Origin of the sequence: Agromyces marinus (genome assembly GCF_021442325.1) — a bacterium.
GTDB lineage: Bacteria > Actinomycetota > Actinomycetes > Actinomycetales > Microbacteriaceae > Agromyces > Agromyces marinus.
In genome coordinates, this window is record NZ_CP087879.1 from 2,567,798 (window position 1) to 2,583,293 (window position 15,496).

Genomic DNA, 15,496 nt, shown 5'->3' on the forward strand with positions numbered 1-15,496 from the left:
GAACACCTCTTTGTCCGAGACCACTTTCGGCACGCTCGGCGTGCCCGCCCCCCTCGTCGCCGCCCTCGCGGCCGACGGCAAGACCACCCCGACCCCGATCCAGGCCGACTCGCTGCCCGACACGCTCGCCGGGCGCGACGTGCTCGGCCGCGGCAAGACCGGATCGGGCAAGACGATCGCGTTCGCCGTGCCCATGGTCGCGCGCCTCGGCACGTCGCTCGCGGGCGGCAAGCGCCGCGCGGGCCGCCCGCTCGGCCTCATCCTGGCGCCGACCCGCGAACTGGTGACCCAGATCGCTCGCACGTTCGAGCCGCTCGCCGACGCCTACGGCCTGAAGGTCACGACGATCTTCGGCGGCATCAACCAGAAGCGCCAGGTCGACGCGCTCCGCGCCGGCGTCGACATCGTCGTGGCGGCCCCTGGTCGCCTCGAGGACCTCATGAAGCAGGGCTTCGTGCACCTCGACGCGGTCGAGATCACCGTGCTCGACGAGGCAGACCACATGGCCGACCTCGGGTTCCTCCCCGTCGTGACCCGAATCCTCGACAAGACCCCGCGCGGCGGGCAGCGCCTGCTGTTCTCCGCGACCCTCGACAACGGGGTCGACAAGCTCGTCAAGCGCTACCTCGAGAACGAGGTGCTGCACTCGGTCGACGAGGCCAACTCGCCGGTCGCCGCGATGACCCACCACGTCTTCCTCACCGACGACGCCGACACGAAGTTCGAGCTCGTGCGGACCCTCGCGAGCGGAACCGGCCGCCGCATCCTGTTCATGCGCACCAAGCACCACGCGAAGAAGCTCGCGAAGAAGCTGACCGCCGCGGGCATCCCCGCCGTCGACCTGCACGGCAACCTGTCGCAGCCGCAGCGCGACCGGAACCTCGCCGCGTTCGGCGACGGGTCGGTCAAGGTCATGGTCGCGACGGATGTCGCCGCCCGCGGCGTGCACGTCGACGACATCGAGCTCGTGGTCCACGTGGACCCGCCGATGGAGCACAAGGCGTACCTGCACCGGTCGGGTCGCACCGCACGCGCGGGCAGCGAGGGTGACGTCGTCACGATCGCGCTCCCCGGCCAGATGGACGACCTCGGCAAGCTGCTCCGCAGGGCCGAGATCCGGGTCACGCCGCAGCAGGTGACGCCCGCCTCGCCGTCGGTGACCGCGCTCGTCGGGCAGGTCGCCGCGTACGTCAAGCCCGAGGCCATGCCCGTGACCGCGCAGGGCGGCGGTCGCTCGCAGGGCGCGAACGCGCAGCGCAAGCGCGCCGCCCGCGAGGATCGCGCCGCGGCAGGCACCCAGCCCACCGGCCAGGGGCGCCGCGGGCGCGGCCGCAGCGGCCAGTCGGATGTCGCCCCCGCGGCACCGCGCCGGGACCGTTCGGGCCGCCCGACGGAGACGAAGGCGCACGCGCCGAAGCAGGGTTCGGGTCAGTCCCGCGGCACGCAGACGACGGGCGCGCAGCGCGCGTCATCCGCTCGGTCCTCGCAGAAGCAGCCCCTGCGCGTCGGGAGCCTGGTCTCGCCGAACCGCAGCGCACGCACCAACCGGCGCGCGCAGGGCTGAGCCCCGGGCCCCGCGCCGACGACGGCCCCGCACCCTGCCCGGGTGCGGGGCCGTCACCGATTTCGCCCGCGGGCGCACCCGGGGTTAGCCTGAGCCGCATGAGCACCGAAGTCGTTGCCGAAGTCGTCATCCGTCCCGTCCGCGATTCCGATGCCGAGGCCCTGGGCAGGGTCCACGCCCAGTGCTGGCACGAGGACTACGACGAGCTCGTCAGCGCCGCGACGCTCGCGAACCTCTCGCCGCGGCGCATGGCCGAACTCTGGACGCACTGGCTGAGCCAGGGCGACGACCTCACGCATGTCGCGGCACTCGTCGACGGCGAGATCGTCGGGTTCGCCGGCGCCGGTCCGGCTCGCGACGCCGACGCGCCGCGCGAGCGCGAGCTGTACTTCATCCACCTGCTCGACGCGCACCACGGAAAGGGCATCGGCCAGAAGCTGTTCGACGCCGCCGTCGGCGACGCCTCGGTGTACCTCTGGGTGCCCTCGACCAACGACTACGCGATCCACTTCTACGACCGCAACGGCTTCACCGCCGACGGCGTGTCGCACGACGAGCCGTTCCTCGGCGCGACCATCCACGAGGTGCGGATGGTGCGCTGAGGCGCCCGCCGAGCTCAGCCGAGCACGCCGACCGAGGCGAGGGCGCGCCGCAGCAGCACGCCGCGACCGCCCTCCATCTCGTCGCCGAACGCCTCGCTCGCCGCCTCGTCGGGTGCGACCCAGGTGACCTCGAGGGCATCCTGGCGGGGTTCGCAGGTTCCGGTCACGGGCACCACGAACGCGAGCGAGACCGCGTGCTGGCGCTCGTCGGTGAACGGCGAGATGCCCGGCAGCGGGAAGTACTCCGCGATGGTCGCGGGCACCGGGCTCGCGGGCAGCAGCGGGAACGCCATGGGCCCGAGGTCCTTCTCGAGGTGGCGGAACAGCGCGTCGCGGATGGTCTCGCCGTACATCACGCGACCCGAGACCAGCGTGCGCGTCATCTCGCCGACCGCGTTGGCGCGAAGGAGCACGCCCACCTCGACCACCTGCCCCAGGCCGTCCACCCTGACGGGCACCGCCTCGACGTAGAGCAGCGGCAGTCGTCCGCGCATCTCGGCGAGTTCGAGGTCGGAGAGCCAGCCCGGGTTCGCGGGCGGCTGCACGACCGGTTCGTCGCCGGGGTTCCAGTCCGGATCGGGGGTTCGTACGGCCATGGCACGATTCTGCCCCACGAGGCGACCGGGTACGATGCCCGGATGCGGATCGACGACGAGGCGGTGCTCTGGTCGGCGTCGCCGGCCGACCGTGCCGGACGCCCCCTGCTGGTGCTCCTGCACGGCTACAACTCGCACGAGGGCGACCTGTTCGGGCTGACCCCGTACCTGCCGCTCGAACCCGCCGTCGCATCGCTGCGCGCGCCGATCCCGACCGGGTACGGCCACGCCTGGTTCCCGCTGCTCGCGCAGGGCGCGGAGTTCGCGATGGCGGGCGCCGAGGAGGCGACCGCTGCGGTGCTGGACTGGCTCGATCGCGCGGTCCCGGAGGGCACGCCGGTCGGCCTGCTGGGCTTCTCCCAGGGCGGTGCGATCGCGCTCGAACTGCTGCGACACGCTCCCGAGCGGTTCGCGTTCGCGGTGAGCCTGGCCGGGTTCTCGCTTCCGGGCGAACGCCCGGGCGACCGACGCCTGGCCGAGCTCGCCCCACCGGCATTCTGGGGACGCGGCACGCTCGACGAGGTCATCCCCGCGGCATCCGTCGCGCGCACGCAGGAGTGGCTGCCGGCGCACACGACGCTCGACCAGCGCGTGTACGAGGGTCTCGGCCACTCGGTTTCGGACCGGGAACTCGGCGACGTGCGCGCGTTCCTCGCGGGCCGCTACGCGGACTGACGCCGGGCGGTCAGACGCCCGCGCCACCGCCTCCGCCGCCGTGCTCGGCCTTGGCGGCCCGCTCCGCGTCGCGCTCGGCGATGCGGCGCTTCTCGGCGCGCACGCCCGCCTGCCGCGCCCGCTCCTCGACGAGCCACGACGGCGGCGCCTCGAGCAGCGCCTTGATCTCGGCGGTGGTCAGCGGATCGGTGATGCCCGAGCGCGCGAGCCCCGAGTTCGAGACGCCGAGCTTCGCGGCGACGACGCTGCGCGGGTGCGGGCCCTCGCGTCGGAGGGTCGCGAGCCACTCGGGCGGGTCGGCCTGCAGCGCGGCGACCTCGTCGCGGGTCACGACGCCCGTGCGGAACTCCTCCGGGGCGGCCTCGAGGAGGATGCCGAGCTTCTTGGCCGCGGTCTCCGGCTTCATCGACTGGGACGTGCGGGGCTTGTCGGCATTCACCCCTCCACGGTAGTCGCACGCGGGAGGCGTCGCATCCGCCCGCTTCGGTGCGGTGCTCCCGGACGATACCCTGAGGGGGCCGCGCGACGCGGCGGAAAGGGGCGCTCGTGTCGCTGCAGCTGCGCTACGTCGCCGGCGTGAGCCCGGCGAAATGGCTGCGCGCGTGGTCGGATCGGCGCCCCGACCTGCCGATCGAGGCACTGCGCGTCGACGAACCCGACCAGCTCGCCGAACTGGCCTCGGGCGCCGCCGACCTCGCGTTCGTGCGCCTCCCGATCGACGTCGCCGGGTTGCACCTGATCCCGCTGTGGGATGAGGTGGCCGTCGCCGTCCTCCCGAAGGACCACGCGCTCGCCGACGCCGACGCCCTGGAACTCGCGGACCTCGACGAGGTGCCCCGGGCGCCCGCGCACCCCGATCCGGCGATGACGGTCGAACTCGTCGCCGCGGGCTCGGGGGTCGCGATCCTCCCGCACGGAGTCGCGCGCCTGCACCACCGCCGCGACGTCGTCGCGATCCCGGTGACGGATGCCGCGCCGACCCGCATCGCCCTGGTCTGGCGGACCGAGCGCGACGACGACGACATCCAGGAGTTCGTGGGCGTCGTCCGCGGACGGACGGCCAGGAGTTCGCGGGGCGCGGGCGATGCGGAGCCGCCCGCCGGAACCGGCACGGGCGGGCGCGCCGGTGCAGGCGCCGGGGCCGCTGCCGGCGGCGCCGGGGGCGCGTCCCGCGGGTCCGGCGGCACCGCCCGCGGGTCCGGTCGGAGGCCGGCTCGCGGACGCGGGGGCACGCCGGGCCGCAAGGGCGGCTCCGCCCGCCGAGGACGGCGACGCTGATGCGCGACATCCTCTTCCTCTCCGCGCGACCCGAGGTCGAGGCGGTCGGGCCCGAGTACGAATCGGTGCGCCGGGCGACCGGGCTCGACGCGGGGCGCCTGGAGCACCTCAGGCTCGACGTCGAGACGCTGGACACCCTCGACCCGCTCGCGTTCGCCGGGGTCATCGTGGGCGGCAGTCCGTACAACGTGACCACCGCACCCGAGCACAAGCACCCCGTGCAGCGGCGCGTGGAAGACGACCTCGCGCGCCTGGCCGAGCGCGCGCTCGCGGCAGACCACCCGGTGCTGTTCACGTGCTACGGCATCGGGGTGCTGACGCGCGTGCTCGGCGGCACGGTCGGGACCCTGTTCGGCGAGGAGGCCGCGGCGGTCGGCATCGCCCTCACCGACGAGGGTCGTGCCGACCCGCTCGCGGGCGTGCTTCCCGAGCGGTTCGACGCGTTCGTCGGCCACAAGGAGGCGACCTCGCGCCTGCCCGACGACGCGGTGCTGCTCGCGGGCTCCACGGGCTGCCCCGTGCAGATCTACCGGGTCGGCGCGAACGTGTACGCCACGCAGTTCCACCCCGAGGTCACCGCGACGGACTTCATCGCCCGCGCGCGGGTGTACCGCCACCACGGCTACTTCCCCGCGCACGAACTCGACGCCTTCATCGGGCGCGTGCAGGCGGCATCCGTCACCGAACCGCAGCGATTGCTGCACCGTTTCGTCGAACTCGCCGACGCGCGCGACGCCGCCTGACCCCGAAGCGCGCTCAGCCGGGCCGACGTCGGTGTCGGCCCGGCTGATGCGCGCGTTCGTCGCCCGTCAGGCCGCCTTCCGGCGCCCGGCGATGAGCCCGTAGATGAGCAGCACGACGATCGAGCCGCCGATGGCGAGCAGCCAGGTGGTGAGGTTCCAGAACTCGCCGAGTTCGACCCCGAAGAGGACGCTCCCGAGCCACCCGCCGAGCAGGGCGCCGACGACGCCGAGCAGGAGGGTGATGAACCAGCCGCCGCCCTGCTTGCCGGGCAGGATGAGTTTGGCGATGGCCCCGGCGATCAGACCGAGGAGCAGGAATGCGAGGAAACTCATGGTTCTCCTTTCGTTGTCGCCTACTGTCCTCCTGTGTGGTTCCTGAGTGCTCGGATCTCTCGGCGCGTCGCGGAACCGATCCGCCGTGTTTCCGGGGCGTGCGCGCGGCGCCCGGTCGGCTCACCGGCCGACGCGGAGCCTGCGGCCGTCGAAGCCGACGACGTCGCCGGGCACCAGTTGCCGCCCGCGTCGCCGATCGACCTCGCCGTTCACGGTGACGCGGCCGCCGATGACGGCCTCCTTGACGTCTCCGCCGGAGTCGAGGAGGCCTGCGAACTTCAGAAACTGCCCGAGGCGAATGCCCTCGCCGCCGGTCGGCACGTCCTCGATCGGTGCGGGGTTCGGCATCCCCTCACGCTAGCCGACCAGCGCCCCGGGAACGAGAACGCCCCGGATCCCTTGCCGGGATCCGGGGCGTCTCACGTGGCGGTACCGGTGGGATTTGAACCCACGGTAGGGGGTTACCCTACACAACTTTTCGAGAGTTGCACCTTCGGCCGCTCGGACACGGTACCGAGAACGATGATAGCCGCTGCGGCGCGAGGCTCCAAAACGAGCGGATGCCGCCGGCCCGGCCGGCGCACACCCACCGGCCCGCACCCGTTCAGCGCCCGTTCAGGCGGCCGCCCTAGCTTCGCCGCATGGTCGAGCAGCGCGAGCCCGCGGCATCCGTCGCCTCGGTCGTCGTGCCTGCCGCGCTCATCACGGCGCTCGCCCTCGCCGCACGTGCCGCGTGGCGCGCGTTCCGCGCACGTCTGACCGCCAACAGCCTGATCCTGAACGAGACGCTCCCGGTGCACTCGAAGTGGTGGCGCGACCACGCGAAGACGCCCGGCGAGGTGCTCTACGTCGCGCTCGGCGACAGCGCGGCGCAGGGCATCGGGGCCAGCCGCCCCGACCGGAGCTACGTGGGCGTGCTCGCGCGCGACATCCGCCGGACGACCGGGCGCAGCGTGCGCGTGGTCAACCTCAGCGTGTCGGGCGCCACGGTCGACCTCGCGGTCCGCGACCAGCTGCCGAAGCTCGCGAAGCTCAGGCCCGACGTCATGACGGTCGCGATCGGCGCGAACGACATCGCCGAGTGGGACGAGGCCGCGTTCGAGGGCGGCATCCGTTCGGTGTTCGCGGCGCTGCCGCCGCATGCGCTCGTGGCGGACCTGCCGTACTTCTACTTCCCGAGGAACGAGCGCAAGGTCGCCGTGGCGAACCGGATCGTCCGCGCGGTCGCTGCCGAACACGGGCTCACGGTCGTGCCCCTGCACGACGAGACCCGCTATCAGGGCCTGCGGCGCATGTTCACCCACTTCGCGATGGACTGGTTCCACCCCAACGACCACGGCTACAGGGTCTGGGCGGCCGCGTTCCGGCCCTCGCTCGTGGCCGCGCTCGTGGCCCGCTTCCCGGCCGAGCCGACGCTGCCGCCCGAGCCCGAGGTGCCTGCAGCGGATGCCACGACCGCCGTCGCGGCGCACTGACCCGTTCTGCGCGGCGGGCCCGCCCGTCGATGTCGGCGGCGCCACGTACGCTCATCGCATGCCCAAACCCACGACCGCGTTCCGTTGCACCGAATGCGGCTGGTCCGCCGTGAAGTGGGTCGGGCGCTGCGCGGAGTGCCAGCAGTGGGGCACCGTCGTCGAGTCGGGCACCGAGACCGGCATCACGCGCAGCCTGCAGCCGGTCGCGCCGCCGGCCGGGCGTGCCGCGCGACCGATCTCGGCGTTCCTCGAGAGCGAGAACGCCGCACACCGACCGAGCGGCATCGGCGAGTTCGACCGCGTGCTCGGCGGCGGCGTCGTCGCGGGCGCCGCGATCCTGCTCTCGGGCGAACCGGGCGTCGGCAAGTCCACGCTGCTGCTCGAGGTCGCGGCGCGCGTCGCCGCGACCGGCCGCCGGGTGCTCTACGTCAGCGCCGAGGAGTCGACCGCGCAGGTGCGGCTTCGCGCCGGGCGCACGGGTGCACTGCACGACGAGCTCTACCTCGCCGCCGAAACCGACCTGGCGACGATCCTGGGCCAGGTCGACCAGGTCTCCCCCGACCTGCTCATCGTCGACTCGGTGCAGACCGTGTCGAGCGCGCTCTCCGACGGGCTGCCCGGCCAGCCGAGCCAGGTCCGCGAGGTCGCGTCGACCCTCATCCGAGTCGCGAAAGAGCGCCAGTTGCCCGTGCTGCTCGTGGGCCACGTCACGAAAGACGGCACGATCGCGGGCCCGCGACTGCTCGAGCACCTCGTCGACGTCGTGTGCCAGTTCGAGGGCGACCGGCAGACCGCGCTGCGGTTCGTGCGGGCGTTGAAGAACCGGTTCGGCCCGACCGACGAGGTCGGCTGCTTCGAGATGACCGGCGACGGCATCGCCGAGGTGCCCGACCCGTCGGCACTGTTCCTGAGCCGCACCCGCAACCCCGTGAGCGGCACCTGCGTGACCGTCGCGCTCGAGGGGCGGCGTGCACTGCCCGTCGAGGTGCAGGCGCTCGTCGTCGGTACGAAGGCGCCGCAGCCGCGCCGCGTCGTCAACGGCGTCGACCCGTCACGCGTGGCCATGATCATCGCGGTTCTCGAGCGTCGTGCCGGGCTGCGCCAGCTCGGCGAGCACGACGTGTACGTCTCCACGGTCGGCGGGGTGCGTCTCGTCGAGCCCGCGGCCGACCTCGCCATCGCGGTCGCCATCGCGAGCGCGATGCGCGACCGGGCCGTGCCGCACGACCTCGCCGCGGTCGGCGAGATCAGCCTCGCGGGCGAGGTTCGCCCAGTGGCGTCCGCTCGCCAGCGCGCGTCGGAGGCGAATCGGCTCGGCTACCGCGCCGTGCTCGACGACGACCTCGGCAGCGTGCGTGCCGCGGTCGAGCGCGCCATGATGGCCGCGTCGGGCGCGCGCGAGCGCGAACTCGACGCCGCCTTCTGACGCGTGCCCCGACCTCCCGGCGCACCCCGTCCGAGCGGGCGGGCGCCGAGGGTCAGACCTCGAGCGCCTTCAGGAGTTCGGCGGGCGAGGCCTGCATGGGGTGCGGGCCGGCGATGTCGAGGAACACGGTCGTGATCGTCGACTCGTGGCGCGTGAGGAAGACCTTGAGCCACGCGGGGCTCTGCAGCCCCACCGCGGGAGGCAGGTTCTCGGGCTTGTTCGCCGCATCGCTGAAGAGCAGCAGGGCGACCTCGCCCGTGTTCGCGTCGCGATAGGTCCACACCTCGCCGCCGTCGAGCGGCTTGTCGCGCGGGCCCGGCTTGACGAGCGGCACGACGGTGTTGCCGTTGCGCAGGGCGAGCGCGACCGCAGCCATGTCCTGCCGTTCGAGCGCCTCGGCGAGGGCCTGCGAGCGGAACTCGACGGGCTGCTTGGGCTTGGATCGCTTCGCACCGGCCATCCGACCAGCCTACCGAGCGGGTCGGACCTCGTCGCGACGCGTCAGAGCCCGTGGCGCGAGGTGACGCCACGGGCCCCTAGGACAGCAGGGTGGTTAGTCCGGCTCCGATCCTCGCGACCGTCGCGCGCGGCGTCACCTCGAACCGTCACACGCGGTCACATACGTTCGCACGCGCTCGCATACGTTCGCGCGCGCTCGCGCGCGTTCACCCGCGCCCGCGCGCACTCGTCAGTAGAGCAGGAACTGCTTCGTCTCGGCCGACTCGATGCCGTCGACGGTCACCCCGAGGTGATACGACGCCCCACCGGCGGGCACGGCCGTGCGCGCGCCCCCGCAGGTGTCGGCACTCGAGCGGGTCCGATCCCACACGAGCGGCTCGCTCGACGAGACGGGCGTTCCCGGGGTGATCGAGACCTCGGCGTCGACGGCGTCGACCTGGCAGTCCTTCGACGACCAGTACGTCTCGTTCCCGCTGGTCACGGTGAACTCCTGTGCCGCGGTGCCGACGTTCATGACGCACGTGTTCGTGCCGGTGTTCGTGATCGTGATCGACAGTTCGGGCTGCTCCCCCGCCGCATAGACGGCCGCATCGGTGATCGCCTCCACGGTCATCTGGTCGGCCGTGCACGGGTCGCCGTCGACCGGCGCGGGCGCCTCCGGCTCGGGCGCGGCATCCGTGGCGGGAGCGTCGGTCGCCGACGCGTCGGTCGCCGACGGGGCACCGCTCGCGGGCGGCGGCGTCGGTCCGGGCTCGTCGCCCTGGCTGGCCCCGGGTCGGACGATCACCAGCACGATCGCGACGATCACGGCGACGAGTCCGAGCAGCACCATGAGCCGGCGGCGCCGGTACACGGAGGCGGGCAGGCGCCCGGCGGGACGATTGGTCGACATGCGCTCAGGCTACGTCGCACTCCGGCGCGTTGCGGGGTGCCGGCACGGCGCGCCCGCTGCCCGGGGTTGCGGGCTCAGAGGCTCTTCAGCATGCGCGTGTTGCCGAGCGTGTTCTGCTTGACCCGCGCGAGGTCGAGGAATTCGGCGACGCCCTCGTCGTGCGAGCGCACGAGTTCGGCGTACACCGCGGGGTCGACCGTCTCGCCGCCCATGTCGGCGAACCCATGCCTGCTGAAGAAGCCGACTTCGAAGGTCAGGCAGAACAGCCTGCTCAGGCCGAGCTCGCGGGCGTCTGCCTCGAGGGCCGACAGCAGGGCGTGGCCGACGCCGTGCCCGAGCCAGCCGTCGTCGACGGCCAGCGTGCGCACTTCGCCGAGGTCTTCCCACATGACGTGCAGCGCGCCGCAGCCGACGAGTTCGCCGGCGGGCGTCTCGGCGACCCGGAACTCCTGCACGGCCCCGTAGAGATCCACCCGCTCCTTGCCGAGCAGGATGCGTCGTGCGACGAGCGGCTCCACCAGGTCGACGATTCGCGGCACGTCGGGCGTGCGCGCCCGGCGGACGGTGTAGGGCTGGCTCATCCGCCAATCGTATGCGGGCGGGCTTGCGTGCCCGAACACGGGCGAAGGGGCGGATGCCGCGGCATCCGCCCCTTCGAACCGATCTGGTCGGCTACTGGCCCGCGGCGAGGTCCGGCGTCGCCGGCCCGGTGCCGATGGCCGCGCTCGTGTTCACGCCGACGCCGACGGGCAGTTCGCGCTGCGTCGTGGTGAACACGAACTCGCCGTCGCGGAAGTCGACGTGCACGTGGTCGCCCGAGTTGAGCTCCCCGTGCAGGATCTTCTCCGACAGCCGGTCCTCGACCTCGTGCTGCACGGCGCGGCGGAGCGGACGGGCGCCGAGCGCGGGGTCGAACCCGACCTCGATGAGGCGTTCCTTCGCCGCCTGGGTGAGTTCGACCGTCATGTCGCGGTCGAGCATGCGCTCGCTGAGCCGCTTGATGAACAGGTCGACGATCTGCAGCAGCTCCTCCTTGCTGAGCTGCGGGAACACGATGATCTCGTCGACGCGGTTCAGGAACTCGGGCTTGAAGTGCTTCTTGAGCTCCTCGTTGACCTTGGCGCGCATGAGGTCGTAGCCGGTGCGGGTGTCGCCCTCGACCTGGAATCCGACGGGGCCGCCGGAGATGTCCTTCGTGCCGAGGTTGGTCGTCATGATGATGACGGTGTTCTTGAAGTCGACCACGCGGCCCTGGCCGTCGGTGAGGCGGCCCTCTTCGAGGATCTGCAGGAGCGAGTTGAAGATGTCGGGGTGGGCCTTCTCGATCTCGTCGAACAGCACGACCGAGAACGGCTTCCGGCGCACCTTCTCGGTGAGCTGGCCGCCCTCCTCGAAGCCGACGAAGCCGGGAGGCGCGCCGAACAGGCGTGAGACGGTGTGCTTCTCGCCGTACTCGGACATGTCGAGCGAGATCATCGCCGACTCGTCGTCGAACAGGAACTCGGCGAGCGCCTTGGCGAGCTCGGTCTTGCCGACGCCCGTGGGGCCGGCGAAGATGAACGACCCCGAGGGGCGCTTCGGGTCCTTCAGGCCCGCACGCGTGCGGCGGATCGTCTTCGACAGGGCGGAGATCGCCTCCTCCTGGCCGATGACGCGCTCGTGCAGCGCCTTCTCCATGAAGACCAGGCGCGAGCTCTCCTCTTCGGTGAGCTTGAAGACGGGGATGCCGGTGGCCTGCGCGAGCACCTCGGCGATCAGGCCCTCGTCGACGACGGCGGTCGTCTTGACCTCGCCCGACTTCCACTGCTTCTCGAGGCGGAGTCGTTCGCCGAGCAGGTTCTTCTCCTCGTCGCGCAGCGACGCGGCCTTCTCGAAGTCCTGCTCCTCGATCGCGGTCTCCTTGGCGCCGCGGACGGTCGCGATCTTCTCGTCGAACTCGCGAAGCTCGGGCGGGCTCGACAGGATCGACAGGCGCAGGCGTGCGCCGGCCTCGTCGATCAGGTCGATGGCCTTGTCGGGCAGGAACCGGTCGCTGATGTACCGGTCGGCGAGGTTCGCCGCGGCGACGATCGCGCCGTCGGTGATCGAGACCTTGTGGTGCGCCTCGTAGCGGTCGCGCAGCCCCTTGAGGATGTTGATCGCGTGCGGGAGCGACGGCTCGGCGACCTGGATGGGCTGGAAGCGGCGCTCGAGCGCGGCATCCTTCTCGAAGTGCTTGCGGTACTCGTCGAGCGTGGTCGCGCCGATGGTCTGCAGCTCGCCGCGCGCGAGCAGGGGCTTCAGGATCGACGCGGCGTCGATCGCGCCCTCGGCGGCGCCGGCACCCACGAGGGTGTGGATCTCGTCGATGAAGACGATGATGTCGCCGCGCGTGCGGATCTCCTTCGTGACCTTCTTGAGGCGCTCCTCGAAGTCGCCGCGGTACCGGGAGCCGGCGATGAGCGAGCCGAGGTCGAGCGAGTAGAGCTGCTTGTCCTTCAGCGTCTCGGGGACCTCGCCCTTGACGATCGCCTGTGCGAGCCCCTCGACGACGGCGGTCTTGCCGACACCGGGCTCGCCGATGAGGACGGGGTTGTTCTTGGAGCGGCGCGAGAGGATCTGCATGACCCGCTCGATCTCCTTCTCGCGGCCGATGACGGGGTCGAGCTTCGACTCGCGTGCGGCCTGCGTGAGGTTGCGGCCGAACTGGTCGAGGATCTGCGATCCGCCCTGGGCCTGCTGCTGCTCGTTCGCGCCGACCTGGACCTGTTCCTTGCCCTGGTAGCCGGAGAGGAGCTGGATGACCTGCTGGCGCACGCGATTGAGGTCGGCGCCGAGCTTGACGAGCACCTGCGCGGCGACGCCCTCGCCCTCGCGGATGAGGCCGAGCAGGATGTGCTCGGTGCCGATGTAGTTGTGGCCGAGCTGCAGCGCCTCGCGGAGCGAGAGCTCGAGCACCTTCTTGGCGCGCGGCGTGAACGGGATGTGCCCGGTCGGCTGCTGCTGGCCCTGGCCGATGATGTCCTGGACCTGCTCGCGGACGGCATCGAGGGAGATCCCCAGCGACTCGAGCGCCTTCGCGGCCACGCCCTCACCCTCGTGGATGAGGCCGAGCAGGATGTGCTCGGTGCCGATGTAGTTGTGATTCAGCATCTTGGCCTCTTCTTGGGCCAGGACGACGACGCGACGGGCTCGGTCCGTGAATCTCTCGAACATCTCAACTCCTCACCGACGCCGCTGGTCGCGTCGATACAACAACGGTAACGACCGCGGATGCCGGTCGGGACGCTGTTCGCCACGGGCGCACGCTCGCTTGCGCCGCCGTGACCCCCGGGCTACCTTATCGATATTCGTTGTTATCGATCCTCGATATGGAGTTCCCATGGCCGCCGAGACCGCCCCGACCGCCCTCGACCGCAGCGACCGCGTGGGCATGTACCTGACCGTCGCCCTCGCCGTGATCGGCGCGGTCGTCGCCGTATGGGCGGTCGTCGCCCGACTCGTCGAGGTCCTCCCCGGGTCGGACGTCCCGGTGCTGGTCCCGTTCGTCGACGAGACCGCACCGCTGCCGATCGGACCGAACGGCGCACTCGTCGAGGTCGACGTCGCCCAGGCGGTCGTCGTCGTCCCCGACCCCGCTCCCGCGACCTGGTTCGCACTCATCGCCGAACCCATCGTGATCGGCCTCGCCGTGGTCGCGGCGATCGGGCTGCTCGCCGCCTTCGCATGGAACCTCGCCCACGGGCGCGCGTTCAGCCGGGGCAACGTCCGCGTCGTGCTGTGGGCGGCCGCGACGATCGCGGCCGGGTGGTTCCTCGGCAGCATGCTCACGACGATGGGCGTGAACGGCGCGCTCTCCGCCGTCAGCGAGTACACCTACGACGGCGTGCTGTTCGGCACCGACTGGCTCCCCTTCTGGGGAGTGCTCGCGCTCGGCGCGATCGGCGCGGCATTCCAGATCGGCGGCCGCCTGCAGCGCGAGACCGAGGGGCTCGTCTGATGGCGCCGGCCGAACCCGACGAGGCCCACAACATCCACTGCCGGCTCGATGAACTCCTCGCCGAGCGCGGCATGACCCTCACCCGCCTGTCCGAGCTCGTCGGCGTCAGCCTGGTCAACCTGAGCGTCCTGAAGAACGACCGTGCACGCGCCATCCGCTTCTCGACCCTGCAGGCGGTCTGCCGGGCGCTCGGATGCGAGGTCGGCGACCTGCTGGTCCTGCGCCCGGCCGCCCCGGGCGGCGAACCGCGATGACGGATGCCGCGGCTCGACCGCGCGCACGCCGGCGTGATTGGATGCACCCATGCCCAGACTCGTGCTGACCGTCATCGGAGACGACCGCGCCGGACTCGTCGAGGCCCTCGCAGGCGCGATCGACGAACACGGCGGCAACTGGGAGCAGAGCCAGATGGCCGAGCTCGCGGGCCAGTTCGCGGGCATCGTCGTGGTCGAGGTCCCCGCCGAGAACGAGTCCGCGCTCCGCGCGGCCATGCAGGGACTCGACGGCCTGCTCGAGGTCTCGGCGCACCCCGGGGCGGATGCCGCGGCATCCGTCGACGACCGCACGCCGATGCGCATCGACCTGCTCGGCAACGACCACCCCGGGATCGTGCGCGACGTCTCGGCGGTGCTCGCACGGCACGGCCTCAGCATCGAGACGATCACGACCGGCCAGCGCGACGCGCCCATGGCCGGCGGGCGGCTCTTCGAAGCGCACCTGGTCGTGCGCGTGCCCTCGGGCGGCGACCCCGTCGCGGTGCGCGAAGACCTGGAGCGGGTCGCGAGCGAGCTGTTCGTCGACCTCGCCTTCGACGCCGACTGACGCGGGGCGCGGCGCCCCGCGCCCCGCTCGCGGCGGCGGGTCCTACTTGATCGGCACCGTCACGGTCGCATCGCCGACGACGACCTCGAGCGGCTCGGTCGTCGTGATGTCGACCGGAGTCCAGAACACGGTCGTGTGCGGCACGAAGTCGGCCGTGCACGGACCCGTCTCGGGCTCCGGCAGGACGGCCTTCACGGCGTTGCCCTCGCCCGCCTCGGCCGTCACCAGCAGCTCGGTCGCCACGACCGGGCAGGTCGAGGAGCCCCAGATCGTGATCGCGAGCTGGCCGCCGTTCTGCAGGTACTGCACGTACGGCTCGTCGCCGGTCGGCTCGGGCACCTCCTCGGCATCGCCCTCCTCGACCTCATCCTCGGTCGGACCGCCGGCCTCGGTGTCCTCGGCCTCGCCCTCGGCCTCCTGCTGCTCGTCGATCACGGGCAGGCCGGAGAAGTCCTCCACCGCCCCCGACCCGGGATTGCACGCCGTGAGGAGGAACACGGAAGCCAGGGCGGCTCCCGCGAGCAGCGCTCGGCGGGTACCGGTGAGCGTCGTCATGCGCGTCGTCATGCGCGTCATCGTGCCACGCGTCGACCGCAGGCCACGGGACCTCGGACCCGGCGGTCCTGCCGCGACGCCCGAGCGTAGGATGCGG

At 72.1% G+C, this 15,496-nt stretch carries 19 protein-coding genes and 1 tRNA gene; 10 read left to right on the forward strand and 10 right to left on the reverse strand.

The features are described 5' to 3' along the window. Nucleotides 1-10: 10 nt before the first annotated feature. Together DSM26151_RS11970 and DSM26151_RS11975 are read left to right on the forward strand one after the other, a co-directional pair. Nucleotides 11-1,564, forward strand: a complete 1,554-nt coding sequence (locus DSM26151_RS11970) for a DEAD/DEAH box helicase (protein ID WP_234659758.1) — start codon at nt 11-13, stop codon at nt 1,562-1,564. A gap of 98 nt (nt 1,565-1,662) precedes the next feature. Continuing rightward, nucleotides 1,663-2,166, forward strand: a complete 504-nt coding sequence (locus DSM26151_RS11975; protein WP_234659759.1) for a GNAT family N-acetyltransferase — start codon at nt 1,663-1,665, stop codon at nt 2,164-2,166. Nucleotides 2,167-2,180: 14 nt separating this feature from the next. Here the strand turns inward: DSM26151_RS11975 and DSM26151_RS11980 are convergent, their stop codons facing one another. Continuing rightward, entirely contained in the window at nt 2,181-2,762 is a 582-nt protein-coding gene (locus tag DSM26151_RS11980; protein WP_234659760.1) for an NUDIX hydrolase family protein, read from the reverse strand. Between the two features lie 42 nt (nt 2,763-2,804). On the opposite strand from DSM26151_RS11980, the gene DSM26151_RS11985 reads away from it, so the two are divergent. Beyond that, nucleotides 2,805-3,437: an alpha/beta hydrolase gene (locus tag DSM26151_RS11985; protein WP_234659761.1), complete on the forward strand. Its 633-nt coding sequence runs from the start codon at nt 2,805-2,807 to the stop codon at nt 3,435-3,437. A 10-nt stretch (nt 3,438-3,447) separates the two neighbouring features. Here DSM26151_RS11985 and DSM26151_RS11990 read toward each other — a convergent pair whose 3' ends face one another. Then, complete coding sequence (locus DSM26151_RS11990) at nt 3,448-3,843, reverse strand: DUF5997 family protein (RefSeq protein WP_234661889.1); 396 nt, start codon at nt 3,841-3,843, stop codon at nt 3,448-3,450. A gap of 140 nt (nt 3,844-3,983) precedes the next feature. Between DSM26151_RS11990 and DSM26151_RS11995 the strand changes: the two genes are divergently transcribed. Together DSM26151_RS11995 and DSM26151_RS12000 are read left to right on the forward strand one after the other, a co-directional pair. Then, on the forward strand, nt 3,984-4,715 hold the full coding sequence (locus DSM26151_RS11995) for a LysR family substrate-binding domain-containing protein (RefSeq protein WP_234659762.1): 732 nt from the start codon (nt 3,984-3,986) through the stop codon (nt 4,713-4,715). Then, nucleotides 4,715-5,458, forward strand: coding sequence for a glutamine amidotransferase (locus tag DSM26151_RS12000; protein WP_234659763.1), 744 nt, complete (start codon nt 4,715-4,717; stop codon nt 5,456-5,458). Before DSM26151_RS11995 ends, DSM26151_RS12000 begins: the two co-directional genes overlap by 1 nt. A 66-nt stretch (nt 5,459-5,524) precedes the next feature. On the opposite strand, the gene DSM26151_RS12005 is transcribed toward DSM26151_RS12000, so the two are convergent. The 3 genes from DSM26151_RS12005 to DSM26151_RS12015 all read right to left on the reverse strand — a co-directional run bounded on the left by DSM26151_RS12005 (nt 5,525) and on the right by DSM26151_RS12015 (nt 6,306). After that, nucleotides 5,525-5,791 carry a GlsB/YeaQ/YmgE family stress response membrane protein gene (locus DSM26151_RS12005; protein WP_234659764.1) on the reverse strand — a complete coding sequence of 89 codons (267 nt, stop codon included), beginning with the start codon at nt 5,789-5,791 and terminating at the stop codon, nt 5,525-5,527. Nucleotides 5,792-5,911: 120 nt separating this feature from the next. Beyond that, nucleotides 5,912-6,139, reverse strand: a complete 228-nt coding sequence (locus DSM26151_RS12010) for an RNA-binding S4 domain-containing protein (protein ID WP_234659765.1) — start codon at nt 6,137-6,139, stop codon at nt 5,912-5,914. Between the two features lie 76 nt (nt 6,140-6,215). Then, nucleotides 6,216-6,306, reverse strand: a tRNA-Ser gene (locus DSM26151_RS12015). A 126-nt stretch (nt 6,307-6,432) separates the two neighbouring features. Between DSM26151_RS12015 and DSM26151_RS12020 the strand changes: the two genes are divergently transcribed. Together DSM26151_RS12020 and radA are read left to right on the forward strand one after the other, a co-directional pair. Further along, nucleotides 6,433-7,266: an SGNH/GDSL hydrolase family protein gene (locus tag DSM26151_RS12020; protein ID WP_234659766.1), complete on the forward strand. Its 834-nt coding sequence runs from the start codon at nt 6,433-6,435 to the stop codon at nt 7,264-7,266. 58 nt (nt 7,267-7,324) lie between these two features. Then, on the forward strand, nt 7,325-8,692 hold the full coding sequence (gene radA / locus DSM26151_RS12025) for a DNA repair protein RadA (RefSeq protein WP_234659767.1): 1,368 nt from the start codon (nt 7,325-7,327) through the stop codon (nt 8,690-8,692). 52 nt (nt 8,693-8,744) lie between these two features. Here radA and DSM26151_RS12030 read toward each other — a convergent pair whose 3' ends face one another. The 4 genes from DSM26151_RS12030 to DSM26151_RS12045 all read right to left on the reverse strand — a co-directional run bounded on the left by DSM26151_RS12030 (nt 8,745) and on the right by DSM26151_RS12045 (nt 13,238). Continuing rightward, nucleotides 8,745-9,152 carry a dehydrogenase gene (locus tag DSM26151_RS12030; protein WP_234659768.1) on the reverse strand — a complete coding sequence of 136 codons (408 nt, stop codon included), beginning with the start codon at nt 9,150-9,152 and terminating at the stop codon, nt 8,745-8,747. Between the two features lie 228 nt (nt 9,153-9,380). After that, nucleotides 9,381-10,043 carry a hypothetical protein gene (locus DSM26151_RS12035; protein WP_234659769.1) on the reverse strand — a complete coding sequence of 221 codons (663 nt, stop codon included), beginning with the start codon at nt 10,041-10,043 and terminating at the stop codon, nt 9,381-9,383. Between the two features lie 74 nt (nt 10,044-10,117). After that, complete coding sequence (locus tag DSM26151_RS12040) at nt 10,118-10,624, reverse strand: amino-acid N-acetyltransferase (protein ID WP_234659770.1); 507 nt, start codon at nt 10,622-10,624, stop codon at nt 10,118-10,120. 91 nt (nt 10,625-10,715) lie between these two features. Further along, complete coding sequence (locus DSM26151_RS12045; RefSeq protein WP_234659771.1) at nt 10,716-13,238, reverse strand: ATP-dependent Clp protease ATP-binding subunit; 2,523 nt, start codon at nt 13,236-13,238, stop codon at nt 10,716-10,718. Between the two features lie 166 nt (nt 13,239-13,404). Between DSM26151_RS12045 and DSM26151_RS12050 the strand changes: the two genes are divergently transcribed. The 3 genes from DSM26151_RS12050 to DSM26151_RS12060 are packed head-to-tail and all read left to right on the forward strand — an operon-like array spanning nt 13,405 to nt 14,844. Continuing rightward, on the forward strand, nt 13,405-14,022 hold the full coding sequence (locus tag DSM26151_RS12050; RefSeq protein ID WP_234659772.1) for a hypothetical protein: 618 nt from the start codon (nt 13,405-13,407) through the stop codon (nt 14,020-14,022). Beyond that, nucleotides 14,022-14,276, forward strand: a complete 255-nt coding sequence (locus DSM26151_RS12055) for a helix-turn-helix domain-containing protein (RefSeq protein WP_234659773.1) — start codon at nt 14,022-14,024, stop codon at nt 14,274-14,276. Before DSM26151_RS12050 ends, DSM26151_RS12055 begins: the two co-directional genes overlap by 1 nt. A 49-nt stretch (nt 14,277-14,325) precedes the next feature. Continuing rightward, nucleotides 14,326-14,844: a glycine cleavage system protein R gene (locus tag DSM26151_RS12060; protein WP_234659774.1), complete on the forward strand. Its 519-nt coding sequence runs from the start codon at nt 14,326-14,328 to the stop codon at nt 14,842-14,844. 42 nt (nt 14,845-14,886) lie between these two features. On the opposite strand, the gene DSM26151_RS12065 is transcribed toward DSM26151_RS12060, so the two are convergent. After that, nucleotides 14,887-15,411 carry a hypothetical protein gene (locus DSM26151_RS12065; RefSeq protein WP_234659775.1) on the reverse strand — a complete coding sequence of 175 codons (525 nt, stop codon included), beginning with the start codon at nt 15,409-15,411 and terminating at the stop codon, nt 14,887-14,889. Nucleotides 15,412-15,496 lie beyond the last annotated feature (85 nt).

What these genes read in the sequence shown, in the direction of transcription:
- DSM26151_RS11975 (WP_234659759.1), top strand. Translation starts at nt 1,663, where the DNA reads ATGAGCACCGAAGTCGTTGCCGAAGTCGTCATCCGTCCCGTCCGCGAT.
- DSM26151_RS11980 (WP_234659760.1), bottom strand. Translation starts at nt 2,762, where the DNA reads ATGGCCGTACGAACCCCCGATCCGGACTGGAACCCCGGCGACGAACCG.
- DSM26151_RS11985 (WP_234659761.1), top strand. Translation starts at nt 2,805, where the DNA reads ATGCGGATCGACGACGAGGCGGTGCTCTGGTCGGCGTCGCCGGCCGAC.
- DSM26151_RS11990 (WP_234661889.1), bottom strand. Translation starts at nt 3,843, where the DNA reads ATGAAGCCGGAGACCGCGGCCAAGAAGCTCGGCATCCTCCTCGAGGCC.
- DSM26151_RS12000 (WP_234659763.1), top strand. Translation starts at nt 4,715, where the DNA reads ATGCGCGACATCCTCTTCCTCTCCGCGCGACCCGAGGTCGAGGCGGTC.
- DSM26151_RS12005 (WP_234659764.1), bottom strand. Translation starts at nt 5,791, where the DNA reads ATGAGTTTCCTCGCATTCCTGCTCCTCGGTCTGATCGCCGGGGCCATC.
- DSM26151_RS12010 (WP_234659765.1), bottom strand. Translation starts at nt 6,139, where the DNA reads ATGCCGAACCCCGCACCGATCGAGGACGTGCCGACCGGCGGCGAGGGC.
- DSM26151_RS12020 (WP_234659766.1), top strand. Translation starts at nt 6,433, where the DNA reads ATGGTCGAGCAGCGCGAGCCCGCGGCATCCGTCGCCTCGGTCGTCGTG.
- radA (WP_234659767.1), top strand. Translation starts at nt 7,325, where the DNA reads ATGCCCAAACCCACGACCGCGTTCCGTTGCACCGAATGCGGCTGGTCC.
- DSM26151_RS12030 (WP_234659768.1), bottom strand. Translation starts at nt 9,152, where the DNA reads ATGGCCGGTGCGAAGCGATCCAAGCCCAAGCAGCCCGTCGAGTTCCGC.
- DSM26151_RS12035 (WP_234659769.1), bottom strand. Translation starts at nt 10,043, where the DNA reads ATGTCGACCAATCGTCCCGCCGGGCGCCTGCCCGCCTCCGTGTACCGG.
- DSM26151_RS12040 (WP_234659770.1), bottom strand. Translation starts at nt 10,624, where the DNA reads ATGAGCCAGCCCTACACCGTCCGCCGGGCGCGCACGCCCGACGTGCCG.
- DSM26151_RS12045 (WP_234659771.1), bottom strand. Translation starts at nt 13,238, where the DNA reads ATGTTCGAGAGATTCACGGACCGAGCCCGTCGCGTCGTCGTCCTGGCC.
- DSM26151_RS12050 (WP_234659772.1), top strand. Translation starts at nt 13,405, where the DNA reads ATGGCCGCCGAGACCGCCCCGACCGCCCTCGACCGCAGCGACCGCGTG.
- DSM26151_RS12055 (WP_234659773.1), top strand. Translation starts at nt 14,022, where the DNA reads ATGGCGCCGGCCGAACCCGACGAGGCCCACAACATCCACTGCCGGCTC.
- DSM26151_RS12060 (WP_234659774.1), top strand. Translation starts at nt 14,326, where the DNA reads ATGCCCAGACTCGTGCTGACCGTCATCGGAGACGACCGCGCCGGACTC.
- DSM26151_RS12065 (WP_234659775.1), bottom strand. Translation starts at nt 15,411, where the DNA reads ATGACGACGCGCATGACGACGCTCACCGGTACCCGCCGAGCGCTGCTC.